12 protein-coding genes are annotated in these 18,092 nt (G+C 56.6%); 10 read left to right on the forward strand and 2 right to left on the reverse strand.

Annotation, left to right across the window (positions count from 1 at the left end; all coding sequences use genetic code 11):
• The first annotated feature begins 493 nt into the window (after positions 1-493).
• Both rplK and rplA read left to right on the forward strand, forming a co-directional pair.
• Positions 494-943 (forward strand): 50S ribosomal protein L11, encoded by a 450-nt coding sequence (gene rplK / locus AC2FIC_RS16135; RefSeq protein WP_085823307.1) that lies wholly within the window; start codon positions 494-496, stop codon positions 941-943.
• Position 944: 1 nt separating this feature from the next.
• The gene (gene rplA, locus AC2FIC_RS16140) at positions 945-1,643 is read left to right on the forward strand and encodes a 50S ribosomal protein L1 (RefSeq protein ID WP_142636917.1); all 699 of its coding nucleotides are present in this window, start codon (positions 945-947) and stop codon (positions 1,641-1,643) included.
• A 70-nt stretch (positions 1,644-1,713) separates the two neighbouring features.
• Here rplA and AC2FIC_RS16145 read toward each other — a convergent pair whose 3' ends face one another.
• Positions 1,714-2,673, reverse strand: a complete 960-nt coding sequence (locus tag AC2FIC_RS16145) for a phosphotransferase (RefSeq protein ID WP_496692468.1) — start codon at positions 2,671-2,673, stop codon at positions 1,714-1,716.
• Between the two features lie 401 nt (positions 2,674-3,074).
• Here AC2FIC_RS16145 and rplJ point away from each other — a divergent pair, with 401 nt between their 5' ends.
• The 5 genes from rplJ (at position 3,075) to AC2FIC_RS16170 (ending at position 13,784) form a co-directional block, all read left to right on the forward strand.
• Positions 3,075-3,593, forward strand: a complete 519-nt coding sequence (gene rplJ / locus AC2FIC_RS16150; protein WP_142636913.1) for a 50S ribosomal protein L10 — start codon at positions 3,075-3,077, stop codon at positions 3,591-3,593.
• A gap of 79 nt (positions 3,594-3,672) precedes the next feature.
• Entirely contained in the window at positions 3,673-4,047 is a 375-nt protein-coding gene (rplL, locus tag AC2FIC_RS16155) for a 50S ribosomal protein L7/L12 (RefSeq protein WP_142636911.1), read from the forward strand.
• 250 nt (positions 4,048-4,297) lie between these two features.
• Positions 4,298-8,431 (forward strand): DNA-directed RNA polymerase subunit beta, encoded by a 4,134-nt coding sequence (gene rpoB / locus AC2FIC_RS16160; RefSeq protein WP_271949830.1) that lies wholly within the window; start codon positions 4,298-4,300, stop codon positions 8,429-8,431.
• Positions 8,432-8,480: 49 nt separating this feature from the next.
• The gene (rpoC, locus tag AC2FIC_RS16165; protein WP_496692467.1) at positions 8,481-12,722 is read left to right on the forward strand and encodes a DNA-directed RNA polymerase subunit beta'; all 4,242 of its coding nucleotides are present in this window, start codon (positions 8,481-8,483) and stop codon (positions 12,720-12,722) included.
• 192 nt (positions 12,723-12,914) lie between these two features.
• Positions 12,915-13,784 (forward strand): DMT family transporter, encoded by an 870-nt coding sequence (locus AC2FIC_RS16170; RefSeq protein WP_496870192.1) that lies wholly within the window; start codon positions 12,915-12,917, stop codon positions 13,782-13,784.
• Here AC2FIC_RS16170 and AC2FIC_RS16175 read toward each other — a convergent pair.
• Positions 13,769-14,575 (reverse strand): putative rhamnosyl transferase, encoded by an 807-nt coding sequence (locus AC2FIC_RS16175; RefSeq protein WP_496692465.1) that lies wholly within the window; start codon positions 14,573-14,575, stop codon positions 13,769-13,771. The two genes, AC2FIC_RS16170 and AC2FIC_RS16175, sit on opposite strands and share 16 nt — an antisense overlap.
• A gap of 386 nt (positions 14,576-14,961) precedes the next feature.
• Between AC2FIC_RS16175 and rpsL the strand changes: the two genes are divergently transcribed.
• Genes rpsL through fusA form a run of 3 tightly spaced genes read left to right on the forward strand, consistent with a single transcriptional unit; the run spans position 14,962 to position 17,955 of the window.
• On the forward strand, positions 14,962-15,333 hold the full coding sequence (gene rpsL / locus AC2FIC_RS16180; protein WP_005621086.1) for a 30S ribosomal protein S12: 372 nt from the start codon (positions 14,962-14,964) through the stop codon (positions 15,331-15,333).
• A 15-nt stretch (positions 15,334-15,348) separates the two neighbouring features.
• Positions 15,349-15,819, forward strand: coding sequence for a 30S ribosomal protein S7 (gene rpsG / locus AC2FIC_RS16185; RefSeq protein WP_008756926.1), 471 nt, complete (start codon positions 15,349-15,351; stop codon positions 15,817-15,819).
• 18 nt (positions 15,820-15,837) lie between these two features.
• Complete coding sequence (gene fusA, locus AC2FIC_RS16190) at positions 15,838-17,955, forward strand: elongation factor G (protein ID WP_496692464.1); 2,118 nt, start codon at positions 15,838-15,840, stop codon at positions 17,953-17,955.
• The last annotated feature ends 137 nt before the right edge of the window (positions 17,956-18,092 follow it).

Raw genomic sequence — 18,092 nt, forward strand, 5'->3', positions numbered from 1 at the left:
ACCTCTATCTGATCCACATAATTTGGATCTTGATGGCGATGGTCTCGCGTGTGAGTGGGGTGCTCAGATCAGGAAAGTATCTTCGTACCGCCGACCGGTTGCCAGCGTTAGGCGCGTGACCTCACGATGCTACACGGGTCCAAGAGGCGGAACCTACACAATCACGGCGAGTGGAAACAAGAACTATGGCGGCTGCTAAGTTGCTCTGATAGCCCGCAAGGTTGTGCATGTAGCGGGTGCAATCTCATTGGGCGATGACAGATGCTGGTTTGCTGTTGCTTAGCTTTGGAGCGAGGGTCGGTTTGGGTTCGATGTGGCTGCTTCAGGCCGTGATTCAAACCCTTGCCAATACTTCCGTTCCCCTGTACATGCCGCCTCTATCGTCTTTGGGCGAGATTCTCTCGTGGGAGATTACCGGGATCGCGATCCCGGATCGGACCACGCAACATAAACCGGGTGGAACGCGTTTCACCTACGTTGAAAGGAAAACCAAATGGCCAAGAAGCTTGCTGGTACAATGAAACTGCAGGTTCCTGCAGGTCAGGCGAACCCCTCGCCGCCAGTTGGTCCGGCGCTGGGTCAGCGCGGCATCAACATCATGGAATTCTGCAAGGCGTTCAACGCCAAGACCGCAGACATGGAGCAAGGCGCGCCTTGCCCGACCGTGATCACCTATTATCAGGACAAGTCCTTCACCATGGACATCAAGACGCCACCAGCGTCTTATTACCTGAAGAAAGCAGCTGGCCTGAAGCCGGTTGGCAAGCGTAATCGCCCCCGTGGTGCGGAAAACCCAGGTCGTGAGACCGTGGCATCCGTGACCTCGAAGCAGGTTCGCGAAATCGCCGAAGCCAAAATGAAAGATCTGAACGCCAACGACGTCGAAGGCGCAATGCAGATCATCCTGGGCTCGGCCCGCTCTATGGGCATCGAGGTGAAGTAAGATGGCAAAACTCGGTAAACGTACCCGCGCTGCGCGCGAAGCTGTCGCTGGCAAGGAAAACCTGTCGGTCGAAGAAGCAGTTGCCCTGGTCAAAGCCAACGCAACTTCGAAATTCGATGAGACCATCGAAATCGCTCTGAACCTGGGCGTTGACACCCGTCACGCGGACCAGATGGTTCGTGGCGTTGTTGGCCTGCCGAATGGCACCGGTAAAACAATGCGCGTTGCTGTATTCGCTCGTGGCCCCAAGGCTGACGAAGCAAAAGAAGCAGGGGCGGATATCATTGGTGCAGAAGATCTGATGGAAACCATTCAGGGCGGCACCATTGAATTCGATCGTTGCATAGCAACCCCGGACATGATGCCCATCGTTGGTCGTCTTGGTAAAGTTCTGGGCCCCCGCAACCTGATGCCGAACCCCAAGGTTGGCACTGTGACCATGGACGTGAAAGCGGCCGTAGAAGCAGCCAAAGGCGGCGAAGTTCAGTTCAAAGCTGAAAAAGGCGGCGTTGTGCACGCTGGCGTTGGCAAAGCGTCCTTCGACGAAGCCAAACTGGCAGAAAACGTTCGTGCATTTGTGACCGCTGTTGCCAAAGCCAAGCCAACAGGCGCCAAAGGCACCTACATGAAGAAAATCGCGCTGAGCTCGACCATGGGCCCAGGCGTGACTCTGGATGTGGCTGCTGCTGCGGGCGAGTAAGCCCCTAGCTTACAGCTAAAATGATTAGACTCGAACGGTGAAGGCTGTTCGGGTCTTTCTTTTTCAGCCCTCACTCATACACGGCTTGCAGGCGCAGGTTCAGGCGGTCTCTGCGAAAGCTCTCGTATTCGCTGCAGGATCTGTCCAATCGCCATAAGTCCAGCCAATCCATCACCAGACGTGCGCGCATGCACATATCCAGAACGTCCATCTGAATTGGATGGCGATATTTGCGAAAGAACATGTCTTTGTTTGTTTTCAGGATGCCGCTTTGATCAACCTGATCATCAGTGCCATCGCGAAAGATATCGGATTTCAGAAAGTCGACGATATCGTAAACTGCCAGCTTTTCGCGTGCTTCGGTAAAATCCAGACCGATCATCTCACCTTGCCCGACGATCAGGTTTTGGCTGTGAAAATCTCCGTGCGCATGGATCAGCAGGTCAGGGATGCCCTTTAGCTGTGCGGCCTCATGGGTCAGATGCTGGACCATCTTCTGCCCCCAAGGCTGCACTGTATCCGGGACAAGGCCTAGCAAAGCCTGAAGCCTGTCGATCATCCAGCTGGGGCGGAAACTATAGGGTTTGCCGGGCTGAAAGCTGTGCAGGTCGTTCAGCCACGATCCGGCACGGCGATAGATGCGGCCGATCTGGTCGTCATCCGGGCTGTTATGGATCAGATCCGCAGCGGTGGGGCGGTCAATAAACTGCGTCACAAAAAACGCCTCACCCGGTGACATATAGACTGGATCGACAACACCGGCGCTTTCGTATTGCGCAAAGTGGTCGGTCAGCTTTCTGAGCATATCAAACTCATCGCGCAGACGGCCGGTATCAGGCGACAGTAGATCCACCTTGAGGGCATAATCCCGACCCGCACGCTGGACCCTGAGCACTATACGCGAGCCCGCAAAATCATGAGAACGATAGACGCATTCGAAACCCGCCGGTCCATCCTCTGGCGTTTGATCCAGGAACTCCTGAACAAAGTCGCGCGCGCGTTCGTATTCGTCTGTGGTGAGGGTCAGCATTCAGGGATGGATACCTAAGAAGAAAGGGGCTTAGCCAGACTGGACCTCAGCGCATGGAACATGTCAATCTAGGACACTGTTCCGGTGCCAGCTGCGCTGCTCGATCATTTCCGGTTTCTGCCCAATTTACCCCTTGGAAACCCGGCGTAACTGCCATAAAGAGAGCTGCGAAGTAAAGCGTGCGATTCGTCGTGCGCTTTATTTTGTTTCGTCCAAGACGGTGGGTGGTGTCATCTGGCCCCTTAATTCCCTGCCTGAGACGGGTAAGACCAAAGAATTCTGAGGGCTTCGATCCTCGGGCGAATTTTGGCTAATCCCGTAACAACGGACCTGAACGCCGGAGCGTAAGCTGCGGCAAATATGAGCCGGGGTGAGATATCACCCCTAACTTGGAGAAAACTGTGGATAGAGCCCAGAAAGAGAAAGTGGTCGACGAGCTCGGCCAAATCTTCGAAAGCTCTGGCGTCGTAGTGGTTGCACACTACGCCGGTCTGACAGTTGCCGAGATGCAGGACCTTCGCGCACGTGCTCGTGACGCGGGTGGTGCCGTGCGTGTTGCCAAGAACAGGCTCGCCAAAATCGCCCTCGACGGAAAGCCATGTGAAAGCATTGCCGACCTGCTGACGGGGATGACCGTTCTGACCTATTCTGAGGACCCTGTGGCAGCAGCCAAAGTGGCCCAGGACTACGCCAAAGAGAACCAAAAGTTCGAAATTCTTGGCGGTGCAATGGGTGAGAACGCTCTGGATCGTGCCGGCGTTGAAGCCGTGTCCAAAATGCCTTCGCGCGAGGAGCTTATTGCTACTATCGCGGGCATGCTGGGCGCACCTGCTTCGAACATCGCTGGCGCAATTGGCGCACCTGCAAGCAACATCGCAAGCATCCTTTCCACCATCGAAGAGAAGGCGGAAGCTGCGTAAGCGGTTGGCACTGAATGATCTGCGTAGGGTAGTCACCCTGACGTTGGAACACACACTGTAAACGGAAAGAGCTGATAAAATGGCTGATCTGAAAGCACTCGCAGAAAGCATCGTGGGTCTGACCCTGCTGGAAGCACAAGAACTGAAAACCATCCTCAAAGACGAATATGGCATCGAGCCCGCAGCTGGCGGCGCGGTTGTCATGGCAGCCGGTGGCGACGCCGGCGGCGCAGCTGAGGAAGAAAAAACCGAATTCGACGTCGTTCTGAAGAACGCCGGCGCTTCGAAAATCAACGTGATCAAAGAAGTTCGCGGCATCACCGGTCTGGGCCTGAAAGAAGCCAAAGAGCTGGTCGAAGCTGGCGGCAAGATCAAAGAAGCTGTGTCGAAAGACGAAGCCGAAGACATCAAAGGCAAGCTGGAAGCAGCTGGCGCCGAGGTCGAACTGGCCTAAGTCAGTCTTTTGGTGCATCGCAGATGCACCGGAAATTTGGCTGGTCCCGGAGAAATCCGGGTCCAGCCGAACCTGTCTTAGAAAGGACCTCATGGATTGGGGTGTTTTCTAAGACGCGGTTCATGGATCGGGAGGCCGCCATTCGGGACGGTGGCCACGAATTGATCCGGACGTGTTGTCTCTAATGTGCAAGGCACCGGGGCCCGACGGTGTCTTTGTCCGCTGAGAACATCGAAAGGTGACATCTGACATGGCTCAATCGTTCCTTGGCCAGAAACGTCTTCGGAAATATTACGGCAAAATCCGCGAAGTGCTGGAGATGCCGAACCTCATTGAGGTGCAAAAATCTTCTTATGATCTATTCCTGCGCTCCGGCGATGCAGATGTGCCGACAGACGGCGAAGGCATCAAAGGCGTGTTCCAGTCGGTTTTCCCGATCAAGGATTTCAACGAAACCTCCGTTCTGGAGTTCGTGAAATACGATTTGGAAAAACCCAAATACGACGTCGAAGAGTGCATGCAGCGCGACATGACCTACAGCGCGCCGCTGAAAGTCACTCTGCGTCTGATCGTGTTTGATGTCGACGAGGACACTGGCGCCAAGTCGGTCAAAGACATCAAGGAACAGGACGTGTTCATGGGGGATATGCCTCTGATGACACCAAACGGGACGTTCATTGTGAACGGTACCGAGCGTGTGATCGTGTCCCAAATGCACCGTTCGCCTGGTGTGTTCTTTGACCACGACAAGGGCAAGACCCATTCCTCGGGCAAGCTGTTGTTTGCCTGCCGCATCATCCCGTATCGCGGCAGCTGGCTGGACTTTGAGTTCGACGCCAAGGACATCGTGTTCGCCCGTATCGACCGTCGCCGCAAACTGCCTGTGACAACCCTGCTGTATGCGCTGGGTCTGGATCAAGAAGCGATCATGGACGCCTATTACAACACGGTGTCGTACAAGCTGGACAAGAAGAAGGGCTGGATTGCACCGTTCTTCCCCGAGCGTGCACGCGGTACGCGTCCGACCTATGACCTGATCGACGCCAAATCCGGTGAAGTGATTGCCGAAGCGGGCAAGAAAGTCACCCCGCGCGCGGTCAAGAAGCTGATCGATGAAGGCAACGTCACCGAGCTGTTGGTTCCGTTCGATCACATCGTCGGGAAGTTTGTCGCCAAGGACATCATCAACGAAGAAACCGGCGCGATCTATGTCGAAGCTGGTGATGAGCTGACGCTGGAATACGACAAAGACGGCGAGCTGATCGGAGGCACCGCGAAAGAGCTGATCGACGCGGGCGTCACTGATATTCCGGTTCTGGATATCGACAACATCAATGTCGGCCCCTACATGCGCAACACCATGGCGGCAGACAAGAACATGGGCCGCGACACAGCGCTGATGGACATCTATCGCGTCATGCGCCCGGGTGAGCCGCCCACCGTCGAAGCGGCCTCGGCGCTGTTCGAAACGCTGTTCTTTGACAGCGAGCGCTATGACCTGTCCGCCGTTGGCCGTGTAAAGATGAACATGCGTCTGGCTCTGGATGCGCCCGATACGCTGCGCACCCTGCGCCGCGAAGACATCGTGGCCTGCATCAAGGCTCTGGTTGAACTGCGTGACGGCAAAGGGGACATCGACGATATCGACCACCTCGGCAACCGTCGTGTGCGTTCGGTCGGCGAACTGATGGAAAACCAGTACCGCGTTGGCCTGCTGCGCATGGAGCGCGCGATCAAAGAGCGTATGTCGTCGGTCGAGATCGACACCGTCATGCCGCAGGACCTGATCAATGCGAAACCGGCTGCTGCTGCTGTCCGCGAATTCTTCGGCTCGTCGCAGTTGTCGCAGTTCATGGACCAGACCAACCCGCTGTCGGAAGTCACCCACAAACGCCGCCTCTCGGCGCTTGGCCCCGGTGGTCTGACACGCGAGCGTGCGGGCTTTGAGGTGCGCGACGTTCATCCGACACACTATGGCCGGATGTGCCCGATTGAAACGCCGGAAGGCCCGAACATCGGTCTGATCAACTCGCTGGCCACCTTTGCCCGTGTGAACAAGTATGGCTTCATCGAAACACCGTACCGCGTCGTCAAAGACGCTGAGGTGACTGATGAGGTTCACTACATGTCCGCGACCGAGGAAATGCGTCACACAGTGGCACAGGCGAACGCGACACTGGATACGGATGGCAAGTTCATCAACGATCTGGTTTCGACCCGCCAGTCAGGTGACTACACTCTGGCCCCGCGCGAGAATGTGGACCTGATCGACGTCAGCCCAAAACAGCTGGTATCGGTTGCTGCATCGCTGATCCCGTTCCTTGAAAATGACGACGCCAACCGCGCTCTGATGGGCTCGAACATGCAACGTCAGGCGGTTCCACTGCTGCGGGCCGAGGCGCCGCTGATTGGCACCGGGATCGAGGAAAAGGTTGCGATTGACTCAGGCGCTGCAATTCAGGCGAAACGCGCCGGTATCATCGACCAGGTCGATGCCCAGCGTATCGTTATCCGCGCGACTGAGGATCTGGAACTGGGCGACGCTGGCGTTGACATCTATCGTCTGCGCAAATTCCAGCGGTCGAACCAGAACACCTGCATCAACCAGCGTCCGCTGATCAAGGTGGGTGACACCGTCCAGAAGGGCGAGGTCATTGCCGATGGTCCGTCGACTGATATGGGTGAACTGGCCCTGGGTAAGAACGTGGTCGTCGCGTTCATGCCGTGGAACGGTTACAACTACGAAGACTCGATTCTGATCTCGGAACGTATTGCGCGTGACGACGTCTTTACCTCGGTCCATATCGAGGAATTTGAAGTCGCCGCCCGTGACACCAAGCTGGGTCCGGAAGAGATCACCCGCGACATTCCGAACGTCGGTGAAGAAGCGCTGCGCAACCTCGACGAGGCGGGCATCGTTTACATCGGCGCGGATGTTGAACCGGGCGATATTCTGGTCGGCAAGATCACTCCGAAGGGCGAAAGCCCGATGACCCCGGAAGAAAAGCTGCTGCGCGCCATCTTTGGCGAAAAAGCATCTGACGTGCGCGACACTTCGCTGCGCGTGAAGCCGGGCGATTACGGTACGGTCGTTGAGGTCCGCGTCTTCAACCGTCACGGCGTCGAGAAAGACGAGCGTGCGCTGCAGATCGAGCGGGAAGAAGTCGAACGTCTGGCCCGTGACCGGGACGATGAGCTGGCGATCCTGGACCGCAACATCTATGCGCGCCTGCAAGGCCTGATCATGGGTAAAACCGCGGTCAAAGGCCCGAAAGGCGTCAAGCCAGGGTCGGTGATCACCGAGGACCTGTTGGAAACCCTGACCCGTGGTCAGTGGTGGCAGCTGGCGCTGGAAGATGAGCAGGACGCACAGATCGTTGAGGCTCTGAATGAGCAGTACGAAGTGCAAAAGCGTGCTCTGGACGCCCGTTTCGAAGACAAGGTCGAGAAGGTTCGTCGCGGCGACGACCTGCCGCCGGGTGTGATGAAGATGGTCAAAGTCTTCATCGCCGTGAAGCGCAAGCTGCAGCCGGGCGATAAGATGGCCGGTCGTCACGGGAACAAAGGTGTAATTTCCAAGGTTGTTCCGATGGAAGACATGCCGTTCCTGGCCGATGGTACACCGGTTGACTTCTGTCTGAACCCGCTAGGTGTTCCTTCGCGTATGAACGTTGGTCAGATCCTTGAAACCCACATGGGTTGGGCCGCGCGCGGTCTGGGTCTGAACATCGACGACGCGCTGGGTGAATATCGCCGCTCTGGCGACCTTACCCCGGTTCGCGAAGCAATGAAGCTGGCCTATGGCGACGATGTCTATGAAGAAGGCATCACTGGCATGGACGAGGGTCACCTGATCGAGGCTGCGGGCAACGTGACCCGTGGTGTTCCGATCGCGACTCCGGTCTTTGATGGCGCCAAAGAGGCAGACGTCAATGACGCTCTGGTGCGCGCGGGCTTCTCGCAAAGCGGTCAGTCGGTTCTGTTCGACGGTCGTACGGGTGAGCAGTTTGCACGTCCGGTGACCGTGGGTATCAAGTACCTGCTGAAACTGCACCACCTTGTGGATGACAAAATCCACGCGCGTTCAACCGGGCCGTACAGCCTGGTTACCCAGCAGCCGCTGGGTGGTAAGGCGCAGTTCGGTGGTCAGCGCTTTGGTGAGATGGAAGTCTGGGCTCTGGAAGCTTATGGCGCCGCCTACACCCTACAGGAAATGCTCACCGTGAAATCGGATGACGTCGCCGGCCGGACCAAAGTGTACGAGTCGATCGTCAAGGGCGAGGATAACTTTGAAGCGGGCGTACCGGAATCGTTTAACGTTCTGGTGAAAGAAGTCCGTGGCCTCGGCCTGAATATGGAACTCCTGGATGCGGAGGAAGAGTAGGGGCGGCAACGCCCCAAACTCATCCCATCCCAATTTGTAAGGACGCAAAATGAACCAGGAAATTACCAATAACCCGTTCAACCCGCTGACGCCGCCTAAGGTCTTTGACGAGATCAAGGTCTCATTGGCCAGCCCGGAACGGATCCTCTCTTGGTCTTATGGCGAGATCAAGAAACCCGAGACCATCAACTACCGGACGTTCAAACCCGAACGTGACGGTCTGTTCTGCGCGCGTATCTTTGGCCCGATCAAAGATTACGAATGTCTGTGCGGTAAATATAAGCGGATGAAATATCGCGGCGTTGTCTGCGAGAAATGCGGTGTGGAAGTCACCCTGCAGAAAGTCCGCCGCGAGCGTATGGGTCATATCGAGCTGGCCGCGCCCGTCGCACACATTTGGTTCCTGAAGTCGCTGCCGTCCCGCATCGGTCTGATGCTGGACATGACGCTGCGCGATCTGGAACGCGTTCTGTATTTTGAAAACTATGTCGTCATCGAGCCCGGTCTGACCGACCTCTCCTATGGTCAGATGCTGACCGAAGAAGAGTTCATGGACGCGCAGGATGCCTATGGCATGGACGCGTTCACCGCGAACATCGGTGCCGAAGCTATCCGTGAGATGCTGGCCCAGATCGATCTGGAAGCCGAAGCCGAACAGCTGCGTGCTGATCTGGCCGAAGCAACCGGTGAACTGAAGCCCAAGAAGATCATCAAGCGTCTGAAGGTTGTTGAATCCTTCCTTGAGTCGGGCAACCGGCCTGAGTGGATGGTGATGACCGTGATCCCGGTGATTCCGCCGGAACTGCGTCCGCTGGTTCCACTGGATGGTGGTCGTTTTGCGACTTCGGATCTGAACGATCTGTATCGCCGCGTCATCAACCGGAACAACCGTCTGAAGCGTCTGATCGAACTGCGCGCACCTGACATCATCGTCCGCAACGAAAAGCGGATGCTGCAGGAATCCGTCGATGCTCTGTTCGACAATGGCCGTCGTGGTCGCGTGATCACTGGTGCCAATAAGCGTCCACTGAAATCGCTTTCGGACATGCTGAAGGGTAAGCAGGGTCGCTTCCGTCAAAACCTTCTGGGTAAGCGCGTAGACTTCTCGGGCCGTTCGGTCATCGTGACCGGTCCGGAACTCAAGCTGCACCAGTGTGGTCTGCCCAAAAAGATGGCGCTGGAACTGTTCAAGCCGTTCATCTACTCGCGCCTTGAAGCCAAGGGTCTGTCTTCGACCGTGAAGCAGGCGAAGAAACTGGTCGAGAAAGAGCGTCCCGAAGTGTGGGATATCCTCGACGAGGTGATCCGCGAACACCCTGTAATGCTGAACCGTGCACCGACACTGCACCGTCTTGGCATTCAGGCGTTTGAACCGGTTCTGATCGAAGGTAAAGCCATCCAGCTGCACCCGTTGGTCTGTTCGGCCTTTAACGCCGACTTCGACGGTGACCAGATGGCCGTTCACGTCCCGCTGAGCCTTGAGGCCCAGCTGGAAGCCCGCGTGCTGATGATGTCGACAAACAACGTTCTGTCGCCAGCAAACGGCGCGCCGATCATCGTTCCCTCGCAGGATATGATCCTGGGTCTGTACTATGTGACACTGGAACGCGAAGGTATGCCGGGCGAAGGCAAGGTCTTTGGCTCTATCGACGAAGTTCAGCACGCGCTGGACGCCGGTGAAGTGCATCTGCACACTAAGATCACTGCGCGGATTACTCAGATCGACAGTGAAGGCAATGAAGTTCAACAGCGGTTTGAAACCACTCCGGGCCGTGTGCGCCTGGGTGCTCTGCTGCCGATGAACAACAAGGCACCGTTCGAACTGGTTAACCGTCTGCTGCGGAAGAAAGAAGTGCAGCAGGTGATCGACACCGTCTACCGCTACTGCGGTCAGAAAGAGTCGGTTATCTTCTGTGACCAGATCATGTCGATGGGCTTCAAGGAAGCGTTCCGCGCCGGCATCTCGTTCGGTAAGGACGACATGGTGATCCCGGATGACAAATGGGGCATCGTCGATGAAACCCGTAGTCAGGTGAAGGATTTTGAACAGCAGTACATGGACGGCCTGATCACTCAGGGTGAAAAGTACAACAAAGTTGTTGATGCCTGGTCGAAGTGTAACGATCGTGTAACCGAAGCGATGATGAGCACGATCTCATCTTCGGATCGGGCAGAGGACGGGTCTGAAAAGGAACCGAACTCGGTCTACATGATGGCCCACTCGGGCGCGCGTGGCTCGGTCACTCAGATGAAACAGCTGGGCGGTATGCGCGGCCTGATGGCCAAACCAAACGGTGACATCATCGAGACGCCGATCATCTCGAACTTCAAGGAAGGTCTGACCGTTCTTGAATACTTCAACTCGACCCACGGCGCCCGTAAGGGTCTGTCGGATACTGCTCTGAAAACGGCGAACTCGGGTTACCTGACCCGTCGTCTAGTGGACGTGGCACAGGACTGCATCGTGCGTGAACTCGATTGTGGAACCGAGCGCGCGATCACTGCGGAAGCCGCGGTAAACGACGGTGAAGTTGTTGCTTCGCTAGCCGAACGTGTGCTGGGCCGTGTCTCTGCCGATGACGTTCTGCGTCCCGGCACCGATGAGGTTCTGGTCGCAGCGGGTCAGTTGATCGACGAACGTATGGCCGACATCATTGATGAGGCCGCTGTTGCGTCTATGCGCATCCGTTCGCCTCTGACCTGTGAGTCCGAGGAAGGCGTCTGTGCAACCTGCTACGGTCGTGACCTTGCACGCGGTACTATGGTCAACACGGGTGAGGCTGTCGGCATCATCGCCGCCCAGTCCATCGGTGAACCCGGTACGCAGTTGACAATGCGGACCTTCCACATCGGTGGTGTTGCGCAAGGTGGTCAGCAGTCGTTCCAGGAAGCCAGCCACGACGGTGTCGTTTCGTTTGAGAACCCGCAGATCCTGGTCAATTCCGCGGGCGAAAGCCTGGTCATGGGCCGGAACATGAAGATGGTGATCAAAGACGAACATGGCGAAGAGCGTGCCAACCACAAGTTGGGTTATGGCTCGAAGCTGTTCGTCAAGGATGGCACCAAGGTGAACCGTGGCGACAAGCTGTTCGAATGGGATCCTTACACCCTGCCGATCATCGCCGAAAAGTCCGGTACCGCGAAATATGTTGATCTGGTTTCGGGCATTGCTGTCCGCGACGTGACCGACGATGCAACCGGTATGACCCAGAAGATCGTGATCGACTGGCGCGCGGCCCCCAAAGGCAGCGACCTCAAGCCTGAGATCATTCTGGTTGGCGAAGATGGCGAGCCGGTCCGCAACGATGCGGGCAACCCGGTTCACTATCCGATGTCGGTGGACGCGATCCTGTCGATCGAAGACGGTCAGCAGATCGAAGCTGGTGAAGTTGTCGCGCGTATCCCGCGTGAAGGTGCCAAGACCAAGGACATCACCGGTGGTCTGCCGCGCGTTGCCGAACTGTTCGAAGCCCGTCGTCCCAAGGATCACGCGATCATCGCAGAAGCTGATGGTTACGTGCGCTTTGGCCGCGACTACAAGAACAAGCGTCGCATCAGCATTGAGCCGGCTGACGAGTCCATGGAGACCATCGAGTATATGGTGCCCAAGGGTAAGCACATCCCGGTTGCAGAAGGTGACTTCATCCAGAAGGGTGAATACCTGATGGACGGTAACCCGGCCCCGCATGACATCCTATCCATCATGGGTGTCGAAGCGCTGGCGGATTACATGATCGACGAAGTGCAGGATGTTTATCGTCTGCAGGGCGTGAAGATCAACGACAAGCACATCGAAGTGATCGTGCGCCAGATGCTGCAGAAGTGGGAGATCCTGGATTCAGGTGACACCACCCTGCTGAAAGGCGAACATGTCGACAAGCAGGAGTTCGACGCGGCCAACGAGAAGACCCTCGCCCGCAGTGGACGTCCGGCTCAGGGCGAGCCGATCCTCTTGGGGATCACCAAAGCCTCGCTGCAGACGCGTTCGTTCATCTCGGCGGCGTCGTTCCAGGAAACCACACGGGTTCTGACCGAGGCTTCGGTTCAGGGCAAGAAAGACAAGCTGGTTGGCCTGAAAGAGAACGTCATCGTCGGTCGTCTAATCCCTGCCGGTACCGGTGGCGCAACGCAAAGCGTACAGCGCGTCGCGCAGTCGCGTGACAACGTTGTCATCGAAGCCCGCCGGGAAGAGGCCGAAGCCGCCGCTGCTCTGGCTGCGCCGATGATGGATGACGATATGGTCGGGGATGAGCTGGATGTTCTGGTGGAAACACCGGAAAGCCGCGAATAAGCGATCCTACATTCCAAAGATCAGGCCCCGCGATTTCGCGGGGCCTTTTCATTTCAGGCTCGGGTGGGGCGCTGCATGAAGCGCCATTGGAAATGTCATGCTAGCAGAGCATTGGCGGGCGGAGCCATATTGACATCTCTTTCTTGAACGCCGCCAAATGCACTTCGTGGCCAAATGCGGAGTTCAAAAAGAGTGACGCCGAATTTCAGGGGTGCTTTGCTGATGATGGGCAGCATGGCTGCCTTCACCATCAATGACACTTTGATCAAGGCCGCCGGAGCCCAGTTACCGCTGTTTCAGATGGTTGCCATCCGCGGGGTTTTGGCGACCATTCTGGTGTATCTTCTGGCACGGTACTATGGGGCGCTGCATCTGAACTTTCCGCGTCATGACAAGTGGTTGGTCGCGGCACGTTGTCTCGCCGAATTGTTGGCGACAATTTTCTTTTTGGTCGCGCTGCTTCATATGCCGTTGGCAAACGTGACTGCCATTCTGCTGGCCTTGCCATTAACCGTAACACTTGGAGCCGCGTTGTTTTTTCAAGAGTATATCGGTTGGCGTCGGATTCTTGCCATCGTTTTCGGGTTCGCCGGTATGTTGCTGATCGTTCGCCCGGGCACGGATGGTTTCAGCATCTACGCGATATATGCTTTGATCGCAGTTGCTTCGGTAACTGCCCGGGATTTGATTACGCGACGCATGTCGGTGCATGTGCCATCACTTGCAGTAACGCTGGCAACAACCGCGACGATTACATTGACGGCGGTTCTTGTCACCTCTGTCTCGGGCTGGGTTCCGGTTCCGGCAGCCGCCGGTTCGATGGTAGCGTTTGCTGCGGTCTTTGTTCTGACAGGATATTTGTTCAGCGTCATTGTCATGCGCGCTGGTGAGATCGGCTTTATCGCGCCGTTTCGTTATTCCAGTCTGATCTGGGCGTTGGGTTTGGGCTGGGCCGTATTTGGGGACTGGCCCGACAGGATTACGATGGCGGGCGCGGCCTTAGTGGTTGGGGCAGGAATGTTCATGCTGTTTCGCGAACGAACCCGTCAGCCCGCCGAATGAATGCGGCGAACGGCGTCCTGATCGATGGCAAACCGTGCGATGAACTCGCCTTCTTGCTCGGGCGTTAGGGGGGCCAGCTCGGCCTTGCTGTTGCGCGCGTGCGGGGAATCGTTGAACTGGTTCAAAGTACGGACCCACATTGGCGCATCCGGATAGCTGATAACGGGCATGAAGTTCCCGATCCGATGGTGGCCGAAATTCATGATCGTCAGCTCACACCCACCGGCGGAGTACATCGCAAAGCCCACCCCCAACAAAGGTTGATACACCTGTGCGGCCCGAATACCGCCCGCATCGAAACGGGCCAGGAACCCCTGATTGTAGTCAATCGCAACGGTTCTGTGGTTCCGCATTAAGCCCTGACCCTCATCTGCGGCGATGCGCAAGCGCTCAACGAAATCGACCGAAACCGCATCGTCATCATCGTGGCGGAACTGGATGCAGGGGGCGTCCGGTTTGGTGCGTGCTGAATTCAGGATTTCTTTCATGACCCTGCGATGACGCTTTGGTTCGCGTGCGATGATCTGTACCTGAGGCATGCCCGCTGTTAAGTCGTAAAGACGTTCGCGTGCCGGGTTTGGCAGGCATTCACCGATCACGATGAGAAACTGAAAATCCTCGTCGGTTTGCTCTTTTATGCAGGGCAGGCTAGTAGTTTCAAATAGGCGAAACCGCTCTTCCAGCCGGTCAGGTTGATACAGATAGGAGCGCCGGTCCTCGATCGTTTCGTGTTCGATCTGAAAGCCGCCATGGGCGGGATAGGAAAAACGACACAGGCCAAGTATTTGCATGATTCATCCGTGGTCCAGATCAATGGGCTGACTATGCCTGCACGGACCTGTTCCTGCAACGGGCGGTAAGACTGGATGAGCTTTGGTTCCAGCGCGAAACGGCCTGATGTGGAACGGATCAGCTGTACTGTTGACACTGGGTCCGACTCCCCCTATTACGCGCCACATCTCGGTACCGGGGGCCGCCCCAAAACCGATTTCAGTAATGAACTGGTCAAGGCCCGAACTCTTTTATCGTTCGCGCCCTCTGATAACAAACCGCGACGTTCACCTCGGAATGGGAACGCTCGCGGGTTTTGCGCTTGTGGACGCACGAGTGCAGCGAATTTAACCGCACGCATCACGCGTGCATGTCATGTGTGTTGCAAAACGGGGATATAACCGGAATGCCAACGATCCAACAGCTGATCCGCAAGCCGCGGCAGCCGAAAGTAAAACGCTCGAAGTCCATGCACCTGGAGCAGTGCCCGCAGAAACGCGGCGTCTGCACACGTGTTTACACAACCACACCGAAAAAGCCGAACTCGGCGATGCGTAAGGTTGCCAAGGTGCGCCTGACCAACGGGTTCGAGGTGATCTCGTACATCCCCGGTGAAAGCCACAACCTGCAGGAACACTCGGTTGTTCTGATCCGTGGCGGCCGTGTAAAAGACCTTCCCGGTGTCCGTTACCACATCCTGCGTGGTGTTTTGGATACCCAAGGCGTCAAAGACCGTAAGCAACGTCGTTCGAAGTACGGCGCGAAGCGTCCCAAATAAGAAGGAGAGGCTGATATGTCACGTCGTCACGCCGCCGAAAAACGCGAAGTCCTGCCTGACGCCAAATTTGGCGACAAGGTACTGACCAAATTCATGAACAACCTGATGATCGACGGTAAAAAGTCGGTTGCAGAGCGCATCGTCTACAACGCATTTGACCGCGTTGAAGGCAAGATCAAGCGCGCACCTGTCGAAGTGTTCCACGAAGCACTCGACAACATCAAACCGTCGGTCGAGGTTCGCTCGCGCCGGGTTGGTGGTGCAACTTATCAGGTTCCGGTCGAAGTGCGCCCTGAGCGCCGCGAAGCACTGGCCATCCGCTGGCTGATCACTGCTGCGCGTGGCCGTAACGAAAACACCATGGAAGAACGCCTCGCCGGCGAACTGCTGGACGCCGTACAGTCCCGCGGTACCGCCGTTAAGAAGCGTGAAGACACCCACAAGATGGCCGAGGCGAACAAAGCCTTCAGCCACTACCGTTGGTAATTCCAGAGGCTTATTGAAATGGCACGCGAATATACACTCAACCATTACCGTAACTTCGGTATCATGGCGCATATCGATGCAGGTAAGACGACCTGCTCGGAACGCATCCTGTACTACACCGGCAAATCCCACAACATCGGTGAGGTGCACGACGGTGCAGCCACCATGGACTGGATGGAGCAGGAGCAGGAACGCGGGATCACCATCACCTCGGCTGCGACGACCACTTTCTGGGAACGCACCGAAGACGGTGAAACCGCTGACTCGCCCAAGCACCGCCTGAACATCATCGACACCCCCGGCCACGTTGACTTCACCATCGAAGTTGAACGCTCGCTGGCGGTTCTCGACGGTGCAGTCTGCGTTCTTGACGCAAACGCCGGTGTTGAACCTCAGACCGAAACCGTGTGGCGTCAGGCTGACCGCTATAAGGTTCCGCGGATGGTGTTCGTCAACAAGATGGACAAGATCGGCGCGGACTTCTTCAACTGCGTTGCAATGATCGAAGACCGTACCGGCGCACGTGCTGTTCCGGTTGGTATTCCGATCGGCGCAGAGACCGAGTTGGAAGGCCTGATCGACCTGGTCACCATGGAAGAATGGCTGTGGCAGGGCGAAGACCTGGGCGCAAGCTGGGTCAAAGCACCGATCCGCGACAGCCTGAAGGACATGGCTGACGAATGGCGCGGTAAAATGGTCGAAGCGGCCGTCGAAATGGACGACGACGCGATGATGGAATACCTGGAAGGCAATGAGCCCGACGTTCCGACCCTGCGCGCCCTGTTGCGCAAAGGTACTCTGGAAATCGCGTTTGTTCCGGTTCTGGGTGGTTCGGCGTTCAAAAACAAAGGTGTTCAGCCACTGCTGAACGCTGTGATCGACTATCTGCCCAGCCCGCTGGACGTTGTCGATTACATGGGCTTCAAACCCGGTGACGAAGAAGAAACCCGTAACATCGCCCGCCGTGCGGATGATGATATGGCGTTCTCTGGTCTGGCGTTCAAAATCATGAACGACCCCTTTGTTGGCTCGCTGACCTTTACCCGCATCTACTCGGGCACTCTGTCCAAGGGCGACACGCTTCTGAACTCGACCAAGGGTAAGAAAGAGCGTATCGGCCGGATGATGATGATGCACTCGAACGAACGTGAGGAAATCACCGAAGCGTTCGCGGGCGACATCATTGCGCTGGCAGGTCTGAAAGACACCACCACGGGCGACACTCTGTGTTCGACCGGCGATCCGGTGGTTCTGGAAACCATGACCTTCCCCGATCCGGTGATCGAGATCGCGGTTGAGCCGAAGACCAAGGCTGACCAGGAAAAAATGAGCCAGGGTCTGGGCCGTTTGGCCGCCGAAGACCCGTCCTTCCGTGTGGAAACTGATCTGGAATCGGGTCAGACCATCATGAAGGGCATGGGCGAACTTCACCTGGACATCCTGATTGACCGTCTCAAGCGTGAATTCAAGGTTGAAGCGAATATTGGTGCGCCGCAGGTGGCCTATCGCGAAACCATCGGTCACGAAGCCGAGATCGTTTACACCCACAAGAAACAGTCGGGTGGTTCGGGTCAGTTCGCCGAGGTGAAGATGATCATCACCCCAACAGAGCCGGGCGAAGGTTATTCGTTCGAATCTCGTGTTGTTGGTGGTTCGGTGCCCAAGGAATACATCCCGGGCGTTGAAAAAGGCATCAGATCCGTCATGGATAGCGGCCCGCTGGCTGGCTTCCCCGTGATCGACTTCAAGGTTGCCCTGATCGAAGGTAAATACCACGACGTGGACTCTTCGGTTCTCGCCTTTGAGATCGCGGCGCGTATGGGTATGCGTGAAGGCATGCGCAAAGCGGGTGCGAAACTGCTTGAGCCGATCATGAAGGTCGAAGTGATCACTCCGGAAGAATATACCGGCGGTATCATTGGTGACCTGACATCGCGTCGGGGACAGGTTTCCGGGCAGGAAAACCGTGGCAACGCCATCGCGATTGACGCGTTTGTGCCGCTGGCCAACATGTTCGGCTACATCAACACCTTGCGTTCGATGTCGTCGGGCCGTGCCCAGTTCACCATGCAGTTCGACCACTACGATCCGGTTCCGCAGAACATCTCGGACGAGATCCAGGCGAAATACGCATAAGCGAAAATTTGAGGGAGCTCGATTAGCGGGCTCCCTTCATTACCGATAAAGGAGGCCATCATGGCAAAGGAAAAGTTTGAGCGTAATAAGCCGCACGTCAACATTGGCACGATTGGGCACGTTGACCACGGCAAGAC

This window comes from Ruegeria sp. CDSC079 (assembly GCF_059610505.1).

What these genes read in the sequence shown, in the direction of transcription:
- rpsL (WP_005621086.1), top strand. Translation starts at nt 14,962, where the DNA reads ATGCCAACGATCCAACAGCTGATCCGCAAGCCGCGGCAGCCGAAAGTA.
- rplK (WP_085823307.1), top strand. Translation starts at nt 494, where the DNA reads ATGGCCAAGAAGCTTGCTGGTACAATGAAACTGCAGGTTCCTGCAGGT.
- AC2FIC_RS16145 (WP_496692468.1), bottom strand. Translation starts at nt 2,673, where the DNA reads ATGCTGACCCTCACCACAGACGAATACGAACGCGCGCGCGACTTTGTT.
- rpoB (WP_271949830.1), top strand. Translation starts at nt 4,298, where the DNA reads ATGGCTCAATCGTTCCTTGGCCAGAAACGTCTTCGGAAATATTACGGC.
- rplL (WP_142636911.1), top strand. Translation starts at nt 3,673, where the DNA reads ATGGCTGATCTGAAAGCACTCGCAGAAAGCATCGTGGGTCTGACCCTG.
- fusA (WP_496692464.1), top strand. Translation starts at nt 15,838, where the DNA reads ATGGCACGCGAATATACACTCAACCATTACCGTAACTTCGGTATCATG.
- rplA (WP_142636917.1), top strand. Translation starts at nt 945, where the DNA reads ATGGCAAAACTCGGTAAACGTACCCGCGCTGCGCGCGAAGCTGTCGCT.
- rpoC (WP_496692467.1), top strand. Translation starts at nt 8,481, where the DNA reads ATGAACCAGGAAATTACCAATAACCCGTTCAACCCGCTGACGCCGCCT.
- AC2FIC_RS16175 (WP_496692465.1), bottom strand. Translation starts at nt 14,575, where the DNA reads ATGCAAATACTTGGCCTGTGTCGTTTTTCCTATCCCGCCCATGGCGGC.
- rpsG (WP_008756926.1), top strand. Translation starts at nt 15,349, where the DNA reads ATGTCACGTCGTCACGCCGCCGAAAAACGCGAAGTCCTGCCTGACGCC.